This window comes from Telluria sp. ZB2R32, assembly GCF_059685715.1.
Map to the genome: position 1 here is coordinate 122,531 of NZ_JCASIG010000005.1, position 19,491 is coordinate 142,021.

At 67.2% G+C, this 19,491-nt stretch carries 16 protein-coding genes; 2 read left to right on the top strand and 14 right to left on the bottom strand.

Annotated features, from left to right (window positions below; all coding sequences use genetic code 11):
- The first annotated feature begins 8 nt into the window (after positions 1-8).
- Positions 9-575 carry a dCTP deaminase gene (gene dcd / locus AC56LG_RS15730; RefSeq protein ID WP_497167008.1) on the top strand — a complete coding sequence of 189 codons (567 nt, stop codon included), beginning with the start codon at positions 9-11 and terminating at the stop codon, positions 573-575.
- 250 nt (positions 576-825) lie between these two features.
- On the opposite strand, the gene AC56LG_RS15735 is transcribed toward dcd, so the two are convergent.
- The 14 genes from AC56LG_RS15735 to wrbA form a co-directional block, all read right to left on the bottom strand.
- Positions 826-3,081 (bottom strand): Orn/Lys/Arg family decarboxylase, encoded by a 2,256-nt coding sequence (locus AC56LG_RS15735; RefSeq protein WP_497167009.1) that lies wholly within the window; start codon positions 3,079-3,081, stop codon positions 826-828.
- Between the two features lie 180 nt (positions 3,082-3,261).
- The gene (locus AC56LG_RS15740; protein WP_497167010.1) at positions 3,262-3,897 is read right to left on the bottom strand and encodes a DUF4337 domain-containing protein; all 636 of its coding nucleotides are present in this window, start codon (positions 3,895-3,897) and stop codon (positions 3,262-3,264) included.
- Positions 3,894-4,388: a dihydrofolate reductase gene (locus AC56LG_RS15745; protein ID WP_497167011.1), complete on the bottom strand. Its 495-nt coding sequence runs from the start codon at positions 4,386-4,388 to the stop codon at positions 3,894-3,896. Before AC56LG_RS15745 ends, AC56LG_RS15740 begins: the two co-directional genes overlap by 4 nt.
- A gap of 133 nt (positions 4,389-4,521) precedes the next feature.
- Positions 4,522-5,136, bottom strand: coding sequence for an MOSC domain-containing protein (locus AC56LG_RS15750; RefSeq protein WP_497167012.1), 615 nt, complete (start codon positions 5,134-5,136; stop codon positions 4,522-4,524).
- A 58-nt stretch (positions 5,137-5,194) separates the two neighbouring features.
- On the bottom strand, positions 5,195-5,989 hold the full coding sequence (gene thyA, locus AC56LG_RS15755; RefSeq protein WP_497167013.1) for a thymidylate synthase: 795 nt from the start codon (positions 5,987-5,989) through the stop codon (positions 5,195-5,197).
- A gap of 35 nt (positions 5,990-6,024) precedes the next feature.
- Positions 6,025-7,107, bottom strand: a complete 1,083-nt coding sequence (locus AC56LG_RS15760) for a threonine aldolase family protein (protein ID WP_497167014.1) — start codon at positions 7,105-7,107, stop codon at positions 6,025-6,027.
- Positions 7,108-7,302: 195 nt separating this feature from the next.
- On the bottom strand, positions 7,303-9,321 hold the full coding sequence (locus AC56LG_RS15765; RefSeq protein WP_497167015.1) for a methyl-accepting chemotaxis protein: 2,019 nt from the start codon (positions 9,319-9,321) through the stop codon (positions 7,303-7,305).
- Between the two features lie 107 nt (positions 9,322-9,428).
- A complete protein-coding gene (locus AC56LG_RS15770; RefSeq protein ID WP_497167016.1) occupies positions 9,429-11,291 on the bottom strand; it encodes an ABC transporter transmembrane domain-containing protein in 1,863 nt (620 codons plus the stop codon).
- A gap of 37 nt (positions 11,292-11,328) precedes the next feature.
- The gene (locus tag AC56LG_RS15775) at positions 11,329-12,405 is read right to left on the bottom strand and encodes a lipocalin-like domain-containing protein (RefSeq protein ID WP_497167017.1); all 1,077 of its coding nucleotides are present in this window, start codon (positions 12,403-12,405) and stop codon (positions 11,329-11,331) included.
- On the bottom strand, positions 12,405-14,954 hold the full coding sequence (locus AC56LG_RS15780; protein ID WP_497167018.1) for an FtsX-like permease family protein: 2,550 nt from the start codon (positions 14,952-14,954) through the stop codon (positions 12,405-12,407). Before AC56LG_RS15780 ends, AC56LG_RS15775 begins: the two co-directional genes overlap by 1 nt.
- Positions 14,942-15,376 carry a DUF4124 domain-containing protein gene (locus tag AC56LG_RS15785; protein WP_497167019.1) on the bottom strand — a complete coding sequence of 145 codons (435 nt, stop codon included), beginning with the start codon at positions 15,374-15,376 and terminating at the stop codon, positions 14,942-14,944. Before AC56LG_RS15785 ends, AC56LG_RS15780 begins: the two co-directional genes overlap by 13 nt.
- A 13-nt stretch (positions 15,377-15,389) precedes the next feature.
- Positions 15,390-16,799 carry an FAD-binding oxidoreductase gene (locus tag AC56LG_RS15790; protein WP_497167020.1) on the bottom strand — a complete coding sequence of 470 codons (1,410 nt, stop codon included), beginning with the start codon at positions 16,797-16,799 and terminating at the stop codon, positions 15,390-15,392.
- Positions 16,792-17,190 carry a DUF2069 domain-containing protein gene (locus AC56LG_RS15795; RefSeq protein ID WP_497167021.1) on the bottom strand — a complete coding sequence of 133 codons (399 nt, stop codon included), beginning with the start codon at positions 17,188-17,190 and terminating at the stop codon, positions 16,792-16,794. The genes AC56LG_RS15790 and AC56LG_RS15795 overlap by 8 nt, the downstream gene beginning before the upstream one ends.
- The gene (gene wrbA / locus AC56LG_RS15800; RefSeq protein ID WP_497167022.1) at positions 17,190-17,810 is read right to left on the bottom strand and encodes an NAD(P)H:quinone oxidoreductase; all 621 of its coding nucleotides are present in this window, start codon (positions 17,808-17,810) and stop codon (positions 17,190-17,192) included. Before wrbA ends, AC56LG_RS15795 begins: the two co-directional genes overlap by 1 nt.
- 64 nt (positions 17,811-17,874) lie before the next feature.
- On the opposite strand from wrbA, the gene AC56LG_RS15805 reads away from it, so the two are divergent.
- On the top strand, positions 17,875-19,245 hold the full coding sequence (locus tag AC56LG_RS15805; protein ID WP_497167023.1) for a YihY family inner membrane protein: 1,371 nt from the start codon (positions 17,875-17,877) through the stop codon (positions 19,243-19,245).
- The last annotated feature ends 246 nt before the right edge of the window (positions 19,246-19,491 follow it).

Below are 19,491 nucleotides of genomic sequence, written 5' to 3' on the forward strand. Positions count from 1 at the left end.
AAGCGAGCATGGCAATCAAGAGCGATAAATGGATCCGCCGCATGGCGGAAGAAACCGGCATGATCGAGCCCTTTTCTCCCAACCAGGTCCGCGAGGAAGAGGGCCGCCGCATCATCTCCTGGGGCACCTCGTCGTACGGCTACGATATCCGCTGCGCCGACGAGTTCAAGGTCTTCACCAACATCAACAGCACCATCGTCGACCCGAAGAACTTCGATTCGAACTCGTTCGTCGACATCAAGAGCGACGTCTGCATCATCCCGCCGAATTCGTTCGCGCTGGCGCGCACCATCGAATACTTCCGCATCCCGCGCAACGTGCTGACCGTCTGCCTCGGTAAATCGACCTACGCGCGCTGCGGCATCATCGTCAACGTGACGCCGTTCGAACCCGAGTGGGAAGGTTATGTGACCCTCGAGTTCTCGAACACGACCCCGCTGCCGGCCAAGATCTATGCCGGCGAAGGCTGCGCCCAGGTGCTGTTCTTCGAATCGGACGAAGTCTGCGAGACTTCGTACAAGGACCGCGGCGGCAAGTACCAGGGCCAGCATGGCGTGACGCTGCCGAAGACCTGATACGGTTTTTCGATACAGGTTCTTGAATCTGTATCATGTCTGGCTTTGAAATATAGCCCGCACCGTATCCGGCATACCCGTAAGGTGGGCGGGTCTTCCCGCCCACGCGTTCAACGGTCGCGTGAACAATCATGGCGCTACATTGCCAGCACGGATTGAACGCGTGGACGGGAGACCCGTCCACCCTACAATTTGCAAGAAAAAAAAGAGGAGCCAGCGGCTCCTCTTTTCATATCCGATCAAACAGCAATCAGTCCTGCTTCACGCAATCCACGAAGTAATCGCGCTTGCCATCCACCTCGCGCTTGACCAGCCCGTGCACGTCGGTCTCGAAGCCGGGGAAACGCTCGTTGAAGTCGCGCGCGAAGCGCAGGTAGTCGACGATGATCTTGTTGAAGCGCTCACCCGGGATCAGCAGCGGAATGCCCGGCGGGTACGGCGTCAGCAGGATCGCGGTGGTGCGGCCTTCGAGGTCTTCGATGGCGACGCGCTCGATGTCGCGGCGCGCCATCTTGGCGAATGCGTCCGACGGCTTCATCGCCGGCACCATGTCCGACAAATACATCTCGGTCGTCAGGCGCGCCACGTCGTACTGCTTGTAGAAGCTGTGGATCTGCGTGCACAGGTCGCGCAGGCCGCGCGACTCGTAGCGCGGGTTGGCGGCGGCGAACTGCGGCATCACGCGCCACATCGGCTGGTTGCGGTCGTAGTCGTCCTTGAACTGCTGCAGCGCCGTGACCAGCGTGTTCCAGCGTCCCTTGGTGATCCCGATCGTGAACATGATGAAGAACGAGTACAGCCCGCACTTCTCGATGATCACGCCGTGTTCGGCCAGGTACTTGGTCACGATCGAGGCCGGGATGCCGGTCTCGCCGAACTTGCCGTCCAGGGACAGGCCCGGCGTGACGACGGTCGACTTGATCGGGTCGAGCATGTTGAAGCCTTCGGCCAGGTTGCCGAAGCCGTGCCAGTCGTCCTCGGCGCGGATCATCCAGTCCTTCTGCTCGCCGATGCCTTCCTCGCCTTCGACGTCCGGGCCCCAGACCTTGAACCACCAGTCTTCGCCGTATTCGGCGTCGACCTTCTTCATGGCGCGGCGGAAGTCGAGCGCTTCCAGGATCGATTCCTCGACCAGGGCGGTGCCGCCCGGCGCTTCCATCATGGCGGCGGCGACGTCGCAGGAAGCGATGATCGAGTACTGCGGCGAGGTCGAGGTGTGCATCAGGAAGGCTTCGTTGAAGGCGTCCTGGTCGAGCTTGACCGATTCCGATTCGCGCACCAGCACCTGCGAGGCCTGCGACAGGCCGGCCAGCAGCTTGTGGGTCGACTGGGTCGAGAAGATCATCGATTCCTTGGCGCGCGGGCGGTCGCGGCCGATCGCGTGCATGTTCTTGTAGAAGTCGTGGAAGGTCGCGTGCGGCAGCCAGGCTTCGTCGAAGTGCAGGGTCTCGATCTTCCCGTCCAACATTTCGCGCAGGGTCTCGACGTTGTAGACCACGCCGTCGTAGGTCGACTGGGTGATGGTCAGGATGCGCGGCTTCTTGTCCTTCGCTTCGCGCGCGAACGGATTGGCCTCGATCTTGCGGGCGATCGACTCTTCGGTGAACTCTTCCAGCGGGATCGGGCCGATGATGCCGAGGTTGTTCCGGGTCGGCATCAGGAACACGGGGATCGCGCCGCACATGATGATCGAGTGCAGGATCGACTTGTGGCAGTTGCGGTCGACGACGACGATGTCGCCCGGCGCGACGGTAGAGTGCCAGACCATCTTGTTCGAGGTCGAGGTGCCGTTGGTGACGAAGTAGCAGTGGTCGGCGCCGTAGATGCGCGCGGCGTTGCGTTCGGACTTGGCGACCGGACCGGTGTGGTCGAGCAGCTGGCCGAGTTCCTCGACCGCGTTGCAGACGTCGGCGCGCAGCATGTTCTCGCCGAAGAACTGGTGGAACATCTGGCCGACCGGCGACTTCAGGAAGGCGACGCCGCCCGAGTGGCCCGGGCAGTGCCAAGAGTAGGAGCCGTCGTAGGCGTAGTTCACCAGCGCGCGGAAGAAAGGCGGCGCCAGCGAGTCGAGATAGGCTTTCGCTTCGCGGATGATGTGGCGCGCGACGAATTCCGGCGTGTCCTCGAACATGTGGATGAAGCCGTGCAGCTCCTTCAGGATGTCGTTCGGGATGTGGCGGCTGGTGCGGGTCTCGCCGTAGATATAGATCGGGATGTTCGAATTCTTGTGGCGGATCTCCTGCACGAAGGCGCGCAGGCGGGTCAGCGCGGTATCGGTTTCCTCGACCGAGCCGCCGCCGAATTCCTCATCGTCGATCGACAGCACGAAGGCCGAGGCGCGCGACTGCTGCTGGGCGAACTGCGACAGGTCGCCGTAGCTGGTCAGGCCCAGCACTTCCATGCCTTCCTTTTCCATCGCGGCGGCAAGGGCGCGGATGCCCAGGCCGGACGTGTTCTCGGACCGGAAGTCCTCGTCGATGATGATGATGGGGAAACGAAATTTCATTGACTGCTCCAATGCGAAGCGCCGTGGGAACAAGCGACGCCTTTCACAGGCGGCTTGCCGACACGGCACCGAAAAATAAGAAGCGGATTTTCGCAGAAAATCCGCCGTCCGGTGGGGATTTTTTCACTAGGGTACCGGGATGCGTCCCGGTACGGCGCACATCAGTGCCGCGCCCGCGGGTCAGCCCGGATCCCGCCGTGGCGCGCGCGGTGACAGGCGCCCGACCAGCGCCGCCAGCAGCACCGCGCCCGCCGCCGCGCCGAAGGGCATCAGCATGGTCGGCATCGGATCGGCGCGCAGGGCGGCGAACACGCCCAGCGTCAGGCCGAAGGTGGCCACGCCGCAGGTCGCGGCGAGCAGCCAGGTGCGCCGCGCCAGCAGCGCGACCGCGGCCAGCGAGATGGCGATCTGCTGGGCCACCGAGGCCAGCGTCCACTGGCGATGGCGGTGCAGCGCCTGGTCGGACTTCTGGTTCCAGGCGTTCGACGACGCTTCCCAGCGCTCGGCTTCCTTGCGGATCTCTTCCTTCTCGAGCCGGTAGCGGTCGACCTCGCGCCGGTAGCGCGCCGCATCCACGCCGGGAATGCCGGTCGCCAGTTCCGCCAGGTTCTGGCGGTTCGACTTGGCCTGGTAGTGGTTCCAGGCGTTGGCGGCGCTGGTCTTGTCGATCGCCGCATTGCTCTTGTAGAGCGAAGCTTCGTTGTGCGTGCTGCTGCCGAGGAAACCGAACAGCGTGCCGATCGTGGCCAGCACCGCGATCAGCACCGCCACCTTGCCGGCGAAGCCGTCGCCGCCACGTGAAGCGAACCTGCTCACGCTGCGCTTCCCTGGCGCGCGTAGGTCACGAAGGCGTAGTCGTAGCCATTCGCCTCGGAGCGATGGGTCTCGCGCGCGGTCTCGGCCCACACGCCGCGGTCGATCGGCGGGAAGAAGGTATCGCAATTGAAGCTGTGGTCGATCTCGGTGACGATCATGCGGTCGGCGATGTCCATCGACGCTGCGAACACCTGGGCGCCGCCGATGATGCTGGCCGGCGCCTCGCCCACCAGCGCGACGGCCGCCTCCAGCGAGGCGACGGCATCGACGCCATCGTGGCGCCAGCCGGCATTGCGGGTGACGACGATGTTGCGCCGGCCAGGGAGCGGACGACCGATCGAATCGAAGGTCTTGCGGCCCATGATGATCGGCTGGCCCAGGGTGACGCGCTTGAAGTGCGCCAGGTCTTCGGGCAGGTGCCAGGGAAGCTTGTTGTCGATACCGATACCGCGCTGCGCGTCGATCGCCACGACCAGGGTCAGGCGGGTCATCGGGCGTGTCCTGGGTGGCGGTTGGAGGCGGGGACGGGCATGAAGGGAGTCCTGTGAAGGTGAAAATGGCGGAGGGCAGATGGTGTCGCGAGTGGGGCGGTGTGTCAAGTTTCTTTGCACCGGTGCGGTCCACTTAATACAGATCGAACAAGCCTGCGCCTTCCCAGCGCGGCAGCGCCACCGCCGACTGCGCCGACACCGCCTTCGACGCATAGCCATCTCCCAGTTTCGCCACCAGCCGCGGAAAGGCGCGGCAATAGCTCGACTGGATGCCGGCCAGGCGCGCGAGGTGGCGGTATTCGACCACGGCGCCGTGCGGCACGCCATCGAGCACGCGCCGCACGCGCTCGCGCCAGTCGTCGGGCCAGGGCTGTTCGAGGACGCCGAGGTCGCGGATGCGGTCGCCATGGCGGACCGTGCCGCCGGCCAGCACCCGCGCCAGAACGCCGCGCCGGGTGCCGATGCGCGCCGCCAGCCGTGGCTGGATCGCGTCGAGCTGGCCGCAGGCTTCGCACTGGAACATCACGCGCAGGCGCGCCTCGTCGCCGATCTGCAGCACGGTGCCGGAAGCGAGACGGGAGGTGTCGAGGTCGAGCAGGAAGTTTTCGCGCAGCGCCTGCGCGGGCAAGTGCAAGTCGGCGTAGGTCGACGCGCTTGCCAGCAGCAGCTGGCGCGGCGAGAGGGCGTCGGCGTGGAGGTCGCCTGCAATGCCCACGCCGGCCAGCAGGCGCAGGCTGTCGGCGCCCACGGGCTTGCCTCTGGCCGGGCGCCAGGAAAGTCCTTCGAGACAGCCGGCGTGCACGCGCTTACACCGCCACCGGCGCCTTGATGCCCGGATGCGACTGGTAATCGACGACCTCGAAGTCCTCGAAGCGGTAGTCGAACAGCGAATCCGGCTTGCGCTTGATGACCAGTTTCGGCAGCGGGAACGGTTCGCGCGACAGCTGCAGGTCGGCCTGTTCCAGGTGGTTCGAATACAGGTGGCAATCGCCGCCGGTCCAGACGAAGTCGCCCACGTCCAGGCCGGCCTGCTGCGCCATCATGTGGGTCAGCAGCGCGTAGGACGCGATGTTGAAGGGTACGCCGAGGAAGATGTCGGCGCTGCGCTGGTAGAGCTGGCAGGACAGCTTGCCGTCGGCGACGTAGAACTGGAAGAAGGCATGGCAGGGCGGCAGCTTCATCTGCGGGATGTCGGCCACGTTCCAGGCGGAGACGATCATGCGGCGCGAGTCCGGGGTGGTCCTGATCTGTTCGAGTACTTGCGAGATCTGGTCGATGTGCGCGCCCGACGGCGTCGGCCAGTTGCGCCATTGATGGCCGTAGATGGGACCGAGGTCGCCATTGGCGTCGGCCCATTCGTCCCAGATCGAGACGCCGTTGTCCTTCAGGTAGGCGATGTTGGTCGACCCCTGCAGGAACCAGATCAGTTCATGGATGATCGACTTGAGGTGCACCTTCTTGGTGGTCACCAGCGGAAAGCCTGCGGCCAGGTCGAAGCGCATCTGGTGGCCGAACACGGACAGGGTGCCGGTACCGGTGCGGTCGGTCTTGAGCGCGCCGTGCTCTTTCACATGGCGCATGAAGTCGAGGTATTGGCGCATTGCTGTCCTTCAGACGGTTCTTTAAATGAGACCGGCTATTCTAACTGATCTGCGAAGATGGCCAGTGCCTCGCGCAGGCGCGCTTCCGGAATGCCCAGCAGGTTGTCGCCGACGTACAGCTCGAAAAAGCTGGTGTCCGGCAGCACGCCGTTCGCGATGCGGTTGAACAGCCAGATGCCGTGGCGTTCGGCCAGTTCGGTGCGGATCGCCAGCGCGCGCTCGCGGCTCACGGGCAAATGCAGGTGCAGCATGTTGGCGGCCGGCTTGCCTGGGTTGACGCGGATCGGGGGGTGCGCGCGCAGCAGAGCGTAGAGCAGCTCGGTACGGCGGAAGTAGCCGGGCATGGCGGCCAGGCGCGCATCGAACTGCATCGCCGCCGATACGACATAAGGCGAGCGGTGGATGACGTTGCCGCCCTGGCGCCGGAACCATTCGGCGGCGCGGTCGACGAATTCACGCGTGCCGAGCAGCAGCGCGCCACCGAGGCCGCCGATGCCCTTGTAGAGCGAGAGGTAGACCGAATCGAAGCCGGCCGCGATCTCGGCCGCGCTCTTGCCATAGCCGGCTTGCGCTTCCCACAGGCGCGCGCCATCCATGTGCAGGTGGGCGCCGCGCGCCCTGCAATGCGCCTTGATGGCGTCGAGTTCCTCCCACGCCGAGACCTGGCCGCCGATCTCGCGCATCGGGATTTCGAGGCCGACGGCGCCCAACCGGTCGGGCACGGCGTCCAGGTCGGCGACCGTCCACGGGCGGTTGCGGTCGCCGACCTGGAGCGCGTCGAAGTGGCCCAGCATCTGGTAGTTCGAGCGTTCGTGCACGAAGATATGCGAAGTCGGGTGCAGGGCGGCGGGCGCATTGCCGCGCTCGGCGCAGGCCAGGCGCAGGGCGGTGACCTGCGCCATGGTGCCGCTGATGCAGAACACCGCGGCCTCGAATCCCAACAGGGCGGCGACCTTCTTCTCGAAGCCTTCGATCAGGGCGCCGGCGCCGTAGACGTCGTGTTCGACGCCGTGCTGTTCGCACCAGGCGGCCATGGCGGCGTACATGTCGGCGGGCGTGCGGGCGCGGTGGCCGGGGAAGACGGTGTCGCAGCGGCGGATGAGTTCAGCGTCGGTCAAGGTGGGCTCCTGGGTGGGGAGGCCACTTTACACGGAAATCAAACGGAGGGCGTAGGGTGGGCACTTGTGCCCACGCGGTCGTACGGGTGCGTGCCGCAATGCGTCCGAAGCAAACCGCCGTGTGACCATCGGTTTTCGGTCGCAACCCGGCAGGCACGGATCGAAGGGTGATTTGGCGGGCATGCCCACCCTACGTTAAACCGCCGTCAACGCCAGGCGCTGCACCGGCGCTTCCGGCGCCCCCACACCCTCACCCAGCCTGAACAACCTTACCGCGCGCGCCAGTTCCGCCGCCTGGTCCTGCATCGCCTGCGCCGCCGCGCTGGCTTGTTCGACCAGCGCCGCGTTGTGCTGCGTCGTGTCGTCCATCTCGCCGATCGCGCGGTTGACCTGTTCGATGCCGCTGCTTTGTTCGAGGCTGGCGGCGGTGATGTCGGCCATGATGTCGGTCACGCGGCCGACGCTGGCGAGCACCTCGTGCATCGTGGCGCCGGCTTGCGACACCAGGTCGCGCCCAAGGTCGACCTCGGCGCTCGATGCCGCGATCAGGGTCTTGATCTCCTTCGCGGCGGCGGCGCTGCGCTGGGCCAGGTTGCGCACTTCGCCGGCGACGACGGCAAAGCCGCGTCCCTGTTCGCCGGCGCGCGCCGCTTCCACGGCGGCGTTCAGCGCCAGGATGTTGGTCTGGAAGGCGATGCCGTCGATGACGCCGGTGATGTCGGCGATGCGGCGCGAAGACTGGTTGATCGATTCCATGGTCTCGACCACCTGCGCGACCATGGTCCCGCCTTTCTGGGCGATGCTCGAGGCGGAGACGGCCAGGGTGTTGGCCTGGCGCGCATGCTCGGCGTTCTGGCGCACGGTGTCGGTCAGTTCGCCCATCGACGAGGACGTGGTGGCCAGGCTGCCGGCCTGCTGCTCGGTGCGCGCGCACAGGTCGAGGTTGCCGGTCGAGATCTCGTTCGAGGCGTTGGCGATCTGCTCGGCGCCGTCGCGCACCTTGCCGACGACTGCCGAGAGCTGGCGGCTGATGTTGTTCATGGCGTCCTGCAGCAGGCCGATCTCGTCGGCGTGGCGGCGTTCGACCTGCACCGTCAGGTCGCCGCCGGCGATGCGCACGGCGGCGTCGCGCGCCGTGGCCAGCGGACGGGTGATGGTGGCGCGGACAAAAGCGTACAGGATGGCGGCGAAGACCGAGAGGGCGACCAGGCCGAACACGATGTACTGGTTGCGCAGCGTGGTCGCGTGCGCCGTGATTTCGTCGCGGTAGGTGCCTCCGACGATGACCCAGTTCCAGTCCTTGAAAAACGCGAACGCGACGATCTTTTCGCGCGTTGCCGTCTCGCCCGGGTTCTGCCAGTCGTAGACCAGCGTGCCGGTCTTCCTGTCGAGGATCTCCCGCACAAAAGCGCGGCCGTTCGATGCGCGCTCGCCGAGGATGTTCTGGCCCTCGCGCGTCGGGTGCACCAGCAGGTCGCCCTCGGCCTTGCCGGGCGCGGCGTTCAGTACGTAGAAATAGCCGGTATCACCGACCTTGATGGCGCGGATGCGCTCCTTGAGGGCCGCTGCTTCCGCGCTGATGTCGACGCCGACGTAGAGCGCACCGACCACCTTGCCGCCGGCGTCGCGCACCGGCGCGTACTGGGTGATGAACTGCTTGCCGAAGAGGGTTGCCAGGCCGACGTAGACCTTGCCCTCCTTGAGGGCGGCATACGCCGGGCTGGCGCGGTCGAGCAGGGTACCGACGGCGCGCTCGCCGTTTTCCTTTTTCACCGAGGTGCTCACGCGCACGAAGTCGTCGCCGTCGGCGACGAAGATGGTGGCGTTGCCGCCGGTCTCGCCGCTGAAGCGGTCCGGGGCGCTGAAGTCGAGGTTCAGGACCTTGCCGTCATGCTTCAGCGCCGGCACCTGCCGGCCGCCGATGTCGACCGGCGCTGCGGAATCCGCCTCGAAACTGCCGCCGAATTCGGCGCCGAAGATGCGCCCGAAGCTGACCGCTTCGGCCGACACCGTGCGGTTGAACATGTCGATCGTGTTGACCACGCCATGCAGTTCGTCCTGCATGCCTTCGCTGGCGCGTTCTTCCAGCAGGGTGGCGGTGGAGACCGAGATCGCCAGGATGAGGGCGGCGATGAGGAGGCCGACCAGCGCGAAGCTGAAGGCGCTGATCTTGGTGCCAACGTTCCAGTTGGCGGGGTGGTATTTGTTGGACATGGCGATGAAAACAAAGGAGGGTGTTGCGGATCCTACCAGTAAGTTTCCTCGCATCAACTAAAAAATGTCGAAACGATCAGGTTTTCCGTATCACCCGCGACACATCTTTAATGTTCGACATGCACATTATGAAACTGCAGCGCCGCCAGGTTGGCGTAGATGCCCTTCATTGCCACCAGCGAGGCGTGGGTGCCGGTTTCCACCACGCGGCCGTCTTCCATGACCACGATGCGGTCGGCCCGCTGCACGGTCGCCAGGCGGTGCGCGATGATGACGGTGGTGCGGCCGACCATCGCCGCTTCGAGCGCGCCCTGCACCAGGCGCTCGGATTCGGCGTCGAGCGCGCTGGTCGCCTCGTCGAGCAGCAGCAGCGGCGGATTCTTCAGCAGGGCGCGCGCGATGGCGATGCGCTGGCGCTGGCCGCCCGACAGGCGCACGCCGCGCTCGCCGAGGAAGGAGCGGTAACCCTGCGGCAGGCGCTCGATGAACTCGTGCGCGGCCGCCAACTTGGCGGCGGCGATGACTTCCTCGTCCGAGGCATCGGGCCGGCCGTAGCGGATGTTTTCCATTGCGTCGGCCGAGAAGATCACCGTGTCCTGCGGAACGATGCCGATCGCGCCGCGCAAGGTATGCAGGTCGAGGTCGCGGATGTCGACGCCGTCGAGCGTGATCGAACCGGATTGCGGATCGTAATAGCGCAGCAGCAGCTGGAACAGCGTCGTCTTGCCGGCGCCCGAGGGGCCGACCACGGCCACGGTCTCGCCGGGGCGGATCGCCAGCGACACGTGCGACAGCGCCGCCGTGTCCTGGCGCGACGGGTAGGCGAAGGTCAGGTCGTTCAGGGCCAGCGCGGCGCCGTTCGAGGAACGCGCCGGCAAGGCGCGCGGATGCGCCGGGTTGCGGATGTCCGAACGTGCTGCCAGCAGTTCGAGCAGGCGTTCGGTGGCGCCGGCGGCGCGCTGCGCTTCGCCCATCACCTCGGCCAGGGCGCCGATCGAACCGGCCACGATCGAGGCGTACAGGATGAACTGGCCGAGGTCGCCGCCAGTCATGGTCCCTTGCAGCACCGCGTGCGCGCCCAGCCACAGCACGAACACGATGGTGCCGAACACCAGCACGATGGCCAGCATGGTCAGCAACGAGCGCGCGCGGATGCGCTGCATGGCGGCGCTGAACGCTCCCTCGACGCTGGTGCCGAAACGTTCGGCCTCGATCTTTTCGTGGGTGTAGGCCTGCACGGTCGGCATGGCGTTCAGGATCTCGCCGGCCAGCGCCGAGGCGTCGGCGATGCGGTCCTGCGAATCGCGCGACAACTTGCGCACGCGCCGCCCGAACAGGACGATCGGCAGGATCACGGCCACCAGTAAAGCCAGGATGATGGCGGTGAGCTTGGCGCTGGTCACGAACAGCATCACCAGCCCGCCGGTGAAGAGCAGGGTATTGCGCAAGGCAAGCGAGATGCTGGTGCCGACCACGGCCTGGATCAGGGTGGTGTCGGTGGTCAGGCGCGACAACACTTCGCCGGTCTGCGTGGTCTCGAAGAATTCCGGGCTCTGGTGCACCACGTGGCGGTAGACGGCGCTGCGGATGTCGGCGGTGACGCGTTCGCCCAGCCAGGACACCATGTAGAAGCGCGCGGCGGTGGCCACGCCCAATACGGCGGCAACGCCGAACAGGGCGAGGAAGGTGGCGTCGACGTGGCGGATGCTCTGGGCGCCGGCCGAGGCGCCGAAGCCGAGGTCGATCATCTGCTTGAAGGCGGCGGGAATGGCCAGCGTGGCGCCGGCCGCGAACAGCAGGGCGATGCCGGCCAGGATGAACTGGCGCCGATACGGGCGAAGAAACGGCATCAGCCCCTTGAGCGCGGCGAGGCTGCCCTTGCGGGATGCGTTATCAGGAGCGGAGTCGGGTTTGCCGGTGCTGCTGCCGGTGGTCTTGTCGGTACTGGTGCTGGGTGAGCGCTGGGTCATCGTGTCGCTTGTTGTTCTGCTTGTTTTATCTGGTGGTTCAAAGTTTCATCTGGCGCACATAGCCCGTCATCTCGAGGTAGCCGCGTCCCGCCGGCACGCCATCGCGCGCAACCGTCACTGCGCCTTCCCAGTAGACGGCGCCGGTCGAGCGGCGCGAATCGAGTTCCTGGTCGGGCTGCAGCGGTGCGATCTGCCAGCGCGTGCCGCCGGTCGCGATCGTGGTGGCGACCGGGTAGTCGGCATTGGTACGCGGCGACTTCCACCGCGTCTGCGGAGTAAACGTCACCTCGCCCGGCGCGTAACGGGTCACTTTGCCGTCGCGCCCGCGCACGGTGGCGTGCGCCCATAGTTTACCACCGTCCTTGGCGCGGATCTGGAAAGCCATCAGCGCCGAACCGTCGTCGAGGTTGGCGCCGATCCAGTCCCAGCCCTGCGCTTCCGGCTGCAGCGCTTCGCTCGACCATTCGTGGTCGAACCAGGCGCTGCCCGTGACCGGCCCGGCAGCGCCGGCGCGCCCGGCCACGCCGGTCACCTTCAACTGCGGCAGGCTGTAGTAGTAACTGGCGTGCCGGGCGGCCGGCCCCTTGCGCGAATAGCCGCCTTCGCCCTGCACCAGCGGCGGCTGGGTCGGCGCCAGCGTGAGATCGAAAGTCATCGCGGCGGATTTCAGCGTCACGCGGTAATTGCCGTCCGCCCCGCGCACCATGCGCCAGTCGTCGAGCTTGACGTCGAGGTCGCCCGGCTTGGCCCAGGCCAGGCCGAAGCCGGCGCGGCTGCTGCGCTCGTCGTGCACGAGGCGCCCGACTTCCGGGTCGGACAGGGCCGCATGGCCGATCACCAGCTGGTGCGGCGCAAAGGCGCTCGGGTTGGCCGGATCGTGCTCGGTGCGGCTCCTGAAGAACGTCACCTGGAAACCGAGCGGCTTGCCGGCCGCCGTTTTCAGCCAGCCGGTGACGTACCACCACTCGGTACGGAATTCCGGATGGGCGCCGTAATCGCGCGGAAAGGCCAGCGCCTGGCCCGGCTTCACCGGCGCGAATTGCGGCGGCGCCGCCTGCGCCAGGCCGGCCAGCATCGGCATGAACAAGAGCAGCATAACAAAGATAAAACGCATCACCAATCCTCCCGCACGGCGCGCACCGGCCCGCCCGACAACGCATAGCGTCCCGACACCAGCGCGGTGCCGACCGAAGCCGCCACCAGCACCGCCGCCACCGTCCCCAGCAAACCCCAGGGCAGGTGCAGCCCCATGGTCCAGTGGAAGGATTGCGGATTGACGACGAACACCAGGATCAGGCTGATCACCAGGCCGAGCGCGAAGCCGCACGCCACGCCCAGTGTGGTGAGCAAGCCGCCCTCGACGGCGAGGATGCCGAGCACTTGGCCGCGCGTCACGCCCACGTGGCGCAGCATGCCGAATTCGCGCGCGCGCGCCAGCGTCTGCGCCGAAAAGGTGGCGGCCACACCGGACAGGCCGATGACGATCGCGATCGCTTCCAGCAGGTAGGTCACGGCGAAGCTGCGGTCAAAAATCTGCAGGCTGGCGGCGCGGATCTCGCCGGGACGCGCCAGTTGCAGCGCGCCACCGAAGGGGAGCTGGCGCAGCGCGCGTTCGATGCGGTCGGTATTTGCCTCGCTGCCGGCGTAGATGGCGGCGTCGGTCACTTCCAGGGAGTTGGTCAGCGCACGGTAGTCCGCCAGGCGCACCACGATCGAGCCGGACTGGTTGGCGTAGTCGCGCCAGACGCCGGCAATGAAGAAGGTTGCGGGATGCCCGCCCAGCGGCAGGTTCAGGGTCTGCCCGACCTGGACGCCATACAGGTCGAGCATCGCTTCCGATACCCAGGCCGGACGCGCGCCGGCGGGAACGGGAGCCGATTGCCCGACCAGGAACAGCAGCCGGCCCGGGTCAAGCGCGTCGATGTCGCGCGCGATCAGCACCACGTCGGGCCGGTCGGCGGCCAGCGACAGCGGCCGCGTGCGCAGGAACTGAACCGGATTGCCGCCGGCGGCGCGCGCGATGGCATCCTGTTCAGGCTTGCCGAAAAAGCCCGAACTGCCGCCCGCGCTGCTGCGCACGTACAGGTCGGCCGGCAGGATGTGGCGCATCCAGTCGTCCACCGAGATGCGAAAGCTCGCCACCATGATGCCCATCGCGACCATCAGGCTGAAGCTGGCCAGCACGCCGCCGAGGGCGATCGAGGCCTGGCCGGGTGCATTGGCCAGGCGCGCGAGCGTCAACGCCAGCACCGGCGGCGGGTTCGCTGAGCGTTGCAAGGGCCGGCTGAGCAGGCGGAAGGTTCCGGCCGCCAGGCGCGGCATCAAGCCGATACCGCCGATCAGCAGCAGGGCGATCGCAAAGTAGCCGAACAGCGGCAGTTCGAGCACGGGCGGCGCAAACGAAAACACGCCGGCCAGCGCCAGGCACATCAGCGAGGGCCAGACACGCGACAGGTGCGCCAGCGCCGCTTCGTCGTTGCCGCCCTTCAGCGCCACGGCCGGCTTGGCGCGCGCCGCTTCGAATGCCGGCGCCAGGCAGCCCAGCAGCGCCACGCCCAGACCCAGCGCGAAGAACACGCATGCCGCGACCGGCGTGAATACGACCTGCGGCTTGATGCCGGGGAAGTAGCCGGCGCCGAGGTCGCCGCCGAAAAAGCGCAGCGCCAGCGCCGCCAGCGCATAGCCGGCCGCCACGCCCAGCAGCGCGCCGATCACGCCCAGGCTGGCGCCTTCGATCAGCACCTGGCGCAGCAGCTGGCGCCGTTCGACACCGAACACGCGCAAGAGCGCGAACTGGCTGCGCCGCCGCATCACCGACAGCGCCTGGGTCGAGAACACGAGGAAGGCGCCGGTGAACAATGCCACCAGCGCCAGCACCGTCAGGTTCACGCGATAGGCGCGGCTGAGGTTATTGTTGCGGCTCTGCTGGTCGCTGTCGTTGGGCTGCTGGACGCGGAAGCGCCCCGGGAAGTCGCGCTCGAGATCGGCCGTCAGGCGCGCCTCGAACTCGGCGCGGTTGACGCCGTCGCGCAGTTTCAGGTCGACGCGCGACAGTTTGCCGAGCTGGTCGAAGCGCCACTGCAGGGCGCCGATGTCCATCACGCCAAAGCGCTGGCCGGGCCGCGCGCGCGACACCGGGCCGGCCACGCGCAGCGCGACGTCGCGCGTGCCGGCGCGCACCGTGAGCGCTGCGCCCGTTTGCAGGGTCAGCCAGGCTTGCGCGGCCGGCGACAGGAAAACGCTGTCGTCGGCCAGGACGTCGCTGCCGCGCCCCTCGGCCGGCACGCCCAGCAGGTCGGGCGCGATGTAGCCGGCGCGCAGCGGATCGATCCCGACCAGGCGCAGCGAGCCGCGCGCGGCAGGAATGGCCGCCTGCACTTCGAGCACCGGCGCGGCCAGCGCCACGCCCGCGTATTCGGCCAGGCGCGGATAGATGGCTTCGTCGAACACGGCTTCGCGCCCTGCCACCTGGACATCGGCCTGGCCGGACAGGCTCTTGATGGCGCTGGAGAATTCGTTAAAGGCGGCGGCGTTGATCAGGTGGATGGCGAAGCCCATGGCGACGCCGACCGCGATCGCCGTCACCGCCAGCACGGCGCGCACCGGATGCGCGCGCCATTCGCCGACCAGCAGCCAACGGGACAGGACGTTCAGGCCGGACATTCAACCGCCAATGCCTCCGCCTGCCGCTGCGCCTTCAGGCGCGCGCTTGCCACCGTCGCTTTGTCGGCGCGTGCCGCGTCTTCCCGCGCCCATTTGCCCTGCAGGCGCAGGCGTTCGCATTTCTGGCGGGTGGCCGCTGCGGCGCGCGCCACGCGTTGATTGTCGCGTTCGGCCCGCGCTTCATCGGCGGCCCGTTCCTTTCGCAAGGCGGCCAGGCGCGCCTTGTCGCGTTCCAGCCGTTCACGCGCCGCGTCCGCGTCGGCTGGCGCCGCCGGCACGGCCAGCGTGGTCGCCTTGCCATCCGCGCACGGCTGTTCGCCATAGCTGGTCTTGCCGCCAACCGTGCATTTGTAAATTGTCTGCGCCGTTGCCGGCTGCGCCAGCGCGCACACCATCGCTGCCGCCATCATCGTCCTCGTCATATGCTCTCCCAGGTCACAAAATTTTGCCAGGGTTCATAATGCCGAGCGGGTCGAGGGCGCCTTTGATGGCACGCATCATGTTCAGTTCGACGGGGTCCTTGTAGCGTTGCAGTTCTTCGCGTTTCAGCGCGCCGATGCCGTGTTCGGCCGAAATCGAGCCGTCGAAGGCGGCCACGCTGTCGTGCACGATGCGGTTGATCGCGGCCTGGTTGTCGAGGAAATCGTCGTGCGCCACGCCCGCCATCGGCGCGACGTTGTAGTGCAGGTTGCCGTCGCCCAGGTGGCCGAAGCAGACCACCTGGCAGCCGGGAAAGGCGGCGGCCAGGGCGGCGTCGGTGGCGGCGATGAAGGCGGCGATCCGGGAGATCGGCAGCGAGACGTCGTGCTTGATGTTCTTGCCGGCGCTGGCCTGGGCCAACGGAATGTGTTCGCGCAGCTGCCACAGGCTGTTGCTCTGCGCGATCGAGGTGGCGACGACGGCATCCATGGCCAGGCCGCCCTCGAGGGCCGCTTCGATCCCGCTTTCGAGCAGGCTGACCGCATGCGCTTCCGATTCGCTGCTCGACACTTCCAGCAGGGCATACTGCGCATGGCCGTGCGCGAACGGGCGCGGCAGGTGCGGGAAGTGCTCGCCGACCAGGCGCAGGCAGAAGTCCGACATCAGCTCGTAGGCGGTGAGGCTGGAGCCGCAGCCGTCCTGCATCAGCGACAGCAGTTCCAGCGCGCTTTCCGGCGAATCCATCGCTACCAGGGCCGTGGTCGACGCTTTCGGCTGCGGATACAGCTTGAGGACGGCGGCCGTGATCACGCCGAGCGTGCCTTCGGCGCCGATGAACAGGTCGCGCAGCGCATAGCCGGTATTGTCCTTGCGCAGGCCGCGCAAGCCGTCCCAGACTTCGCCGGCCGGTGTGACGACTTGCAGCCCGAGGCAGAGGTCGCGCGTGTTCCCGTAGCGTAGCACCGCGGTGCCGCCGGCATTCGTCGACAGGTTGCCGCCGATCGTGCAGCTGCCTTCGGCCGCCAGCGACAGCGGGAACAGCAGGCCCGCCTCGGCGGCGGCGTCCTGGATCTGCTGCAGGATGGCGCCGGCTTCGACCGTGATCGTGCGGTTGACGGTATCGATGTCGAGGATGCGGTTCATGCGCCGCAGCGAGAGCACCACGGCCGCGCCGCTGGCATCGGGCACGCTGCCCAGCACCAGGCCGGTGCGTCCGCCTTGCGGCACGATGGGCACGCGCGCGGCGGCGCAGGCGGCCACCAGCTGCGCCACCTGCGCGAGCGTGGCGGGCAGCAGCACGGCGCGCGCGCGTCCGGTGAAACGGCCGCGCCAGTCGGTGAGGTAGGGCGCCATGTCGGACTCGAGCGTCAGCACCATTGGTGCGCCCACGATCGCGCGGCAGCGTTCCAGGAAATCCTCAGTCATGCGGCACTTTCACCTTGTCGAGCAATTCCTTGGCCAGCTTTTGCGCCGCCTTTTTATAGGGGCGCAGGTAGAGCAGGGCGCAGGCGAAATACACGCAGACCAGCGTCACTTCGCCCAGCGCCATCATGCGCGACAGTTCGCGCGTATCGCTCCAGGCGCGCACCACGCCTTCGGCGAAATACAGCAGGATCACCATCGACGACCATTGCAGCGTGTACAGGTCGCGCTTGATGACGCCGCGCAGCGGCAGCAGCAATGGCAGCGCTTTCAGCGCCAGCAGCGAGCCGCCCGGATGCAGCGGGGCGACCCAGATTTCCCAGGCCACCAGCCAGCCGATCAGCCAGATCAGGCTGGCGATGGCGCCACCATGAAACAGCTTTTGGGTTTGCATCAGCGTGGTCCAGGCAATGTGGATTGCAACTTGGCGGCGGCTTCGGCCAGGCGGCGCCCGAGCCCGATCGCCAGGCGTTTCTCGTCTTCGGTAACCGCCTTGTCGCCGTCGATGCCGGCCCAGTGGGTGGCGCCGTAGGGGCTGCCGCCGCTGGAGGTCGTCATCAGTTCCGGATGGGTGTAGGGCAGGCCCATGACGAGCATGCCGTGGTGCAGCAGCGGAATCATCATCGACAGCAGGGTCGCTTCCTGGCCGCCGTGCAGGCTGCCGGTGGAGGCGAACACGACCGCCGGCTTGCCGGACAAGGTGCCGGCCAGCCATTCGGCCGCGGTACCGTCGAGGAAGTATTTCATGGCCGCCGCCATGTTGCCGAAGCGCGTGGGCGAGCCCAGGGCCAGTCCGGCGCACTCGGCCAGGTCGGACAGTTCGACATAGGGGGCGCCGTCCGCCGGGATCGCCGGCGCGGTCGCTTCCGCCACCGTCGACACCGCCGGCACCGTGCGCAGGCGGGCTTCCGCGCCCGGGACGCTTTCGATGCCCTGGGCGATCAGCTCGGCCAGCTTGCGGGTGGCGCCGTGGCGCGAGTAGTACAACACGAGTATGGTCAGGGTCGGGTTCATCGTTGGTATTATAGAATGCTTTGCTGCACCGAATGTCTTCGGGACTATCCAGAATAACAACAACATGCTTTCCAAAACGGTTGATGCAATTGCGCGCTCGAAGAACGAGATCGTCAGCGACTTCGAGCGCGTGCGCGGGCTGACCCTGCCCGAAGTACGCGACCTGATCCGCTTCGCGCGCCGGCGCCTGCGCGAGGAACGGCTGCCGCAGGTGGCAGGCAGCCTCACCTTTACCACGACGCTGGCGCTGGTGCCCTTGCTGACGATCGTACTGGCCATTTTTACCACGTTTCCGATCTTCGGTCAGCTCCGTACGGCCCTGGAAACGTATTTCGCCCAGGCGCTGATCCCGCGCGCGATATCGAACACGATCATCGCCAACCTGACGCAATTTGCCGACAAAGCCAAGGGCTTGTCGGCGCTGGGCGCGGTGGCGCTGTTGTCGACCACGACGGCGATGATGGCGATGATCGAGCGCGTCTTCAACCAGATCTGGCGCGTGCGCCGTCCGCGCCCGCTGATGCAGCGCCTGCTGACCTACTGGGCGCTGATCACGCTCGGACCCTTGCTGTTCGGCCTCTCGATCAGCCTCACGGGCCAGCTGTTCACGGCCACCGGCGGCATGGCGCAAGCGGTACCCCTGCTTGGTTCGATCCTCGGCGCGCTGCTGTCGGCGCTGGCTTCGCTCGCGCTCAGTACCGGCGCCTACACGCTGCTGTACGTGGCGGTGCCGAACCGCCACGTCGGCTGGCGCGACGCGCTGTGGGGTGCATTGGCGGCGGCGATTGCCTTCGAGTTGGCGAAGCGCCTGTTCGCCCTGTTCATCCGCCAGTTCCCGACCTACGCCATCATCTACGGCGCGCTGGCGGCGCTGCCGCTGTTCCTGGTCTGGCTGTACCTGTCGTGGCTGATCACGCTGCTCGGCGCGGTCGTGGCGGCCGCCTTGCCGGTCATTAAATATGAACGCTGGTGGCACGTGCCGGCGCCGGGCGGGGTATTCGTCGACGCCATGGCGGTACTGAAGGTGCTGCACGGCGGGGCGCACGCCACCGGCTCGGCGCTGGTGTCGTCCGGTGCGATCCGCACCCACACCCGCATCGGCTACGACGAAATCAGCCTGCTGCTCGAGCAGATGGTGGCCGCCGGCTGGGTCGGCCGGGTGCAGCCGGATGCGCCGCAGGGCGGCTGGGGCGCCAGCGAGCGTGCCGGCGCCGAGGCCTGGGTCTTGCTGGCCGACCCCGCCGTGCTGCGCGTGGCCGACGTCTACCGGCTGTTCGTCTTCGGCGGCGTGCTGGCGCCGAGTGCGCAGCAGGTGCCGGGGTCAAGCCTGTCGCTGGATGCGGCGGCGCTGGCGCGGGAGGTCGAGGCGGCAGTGGGGCAGGGGCTGGATCAGCCGATCAGTGCGTATTTCGCGGCGCGGGAACGCGTCGGATGAGCGACTGTTGCGACGCTGGACACGTTGCGGCATGCACCCGCACGAACGCGTGGGCACGGGGCGCCCACCCTACAATATGCGGCGGCCAACACCTTGATGAGTCGTAGGGTGGGCGCCCCGAGCCCACGCGGAACGCGGCGCAGCTGTAGGGTGGACTCCTGAGTCCACGCGGTACGGCGCTTGCGGACTCGCGGCATTCCAGGGCGATAGGCAACCTTAACACTGGTTCAGGCGTCTCGACGAATT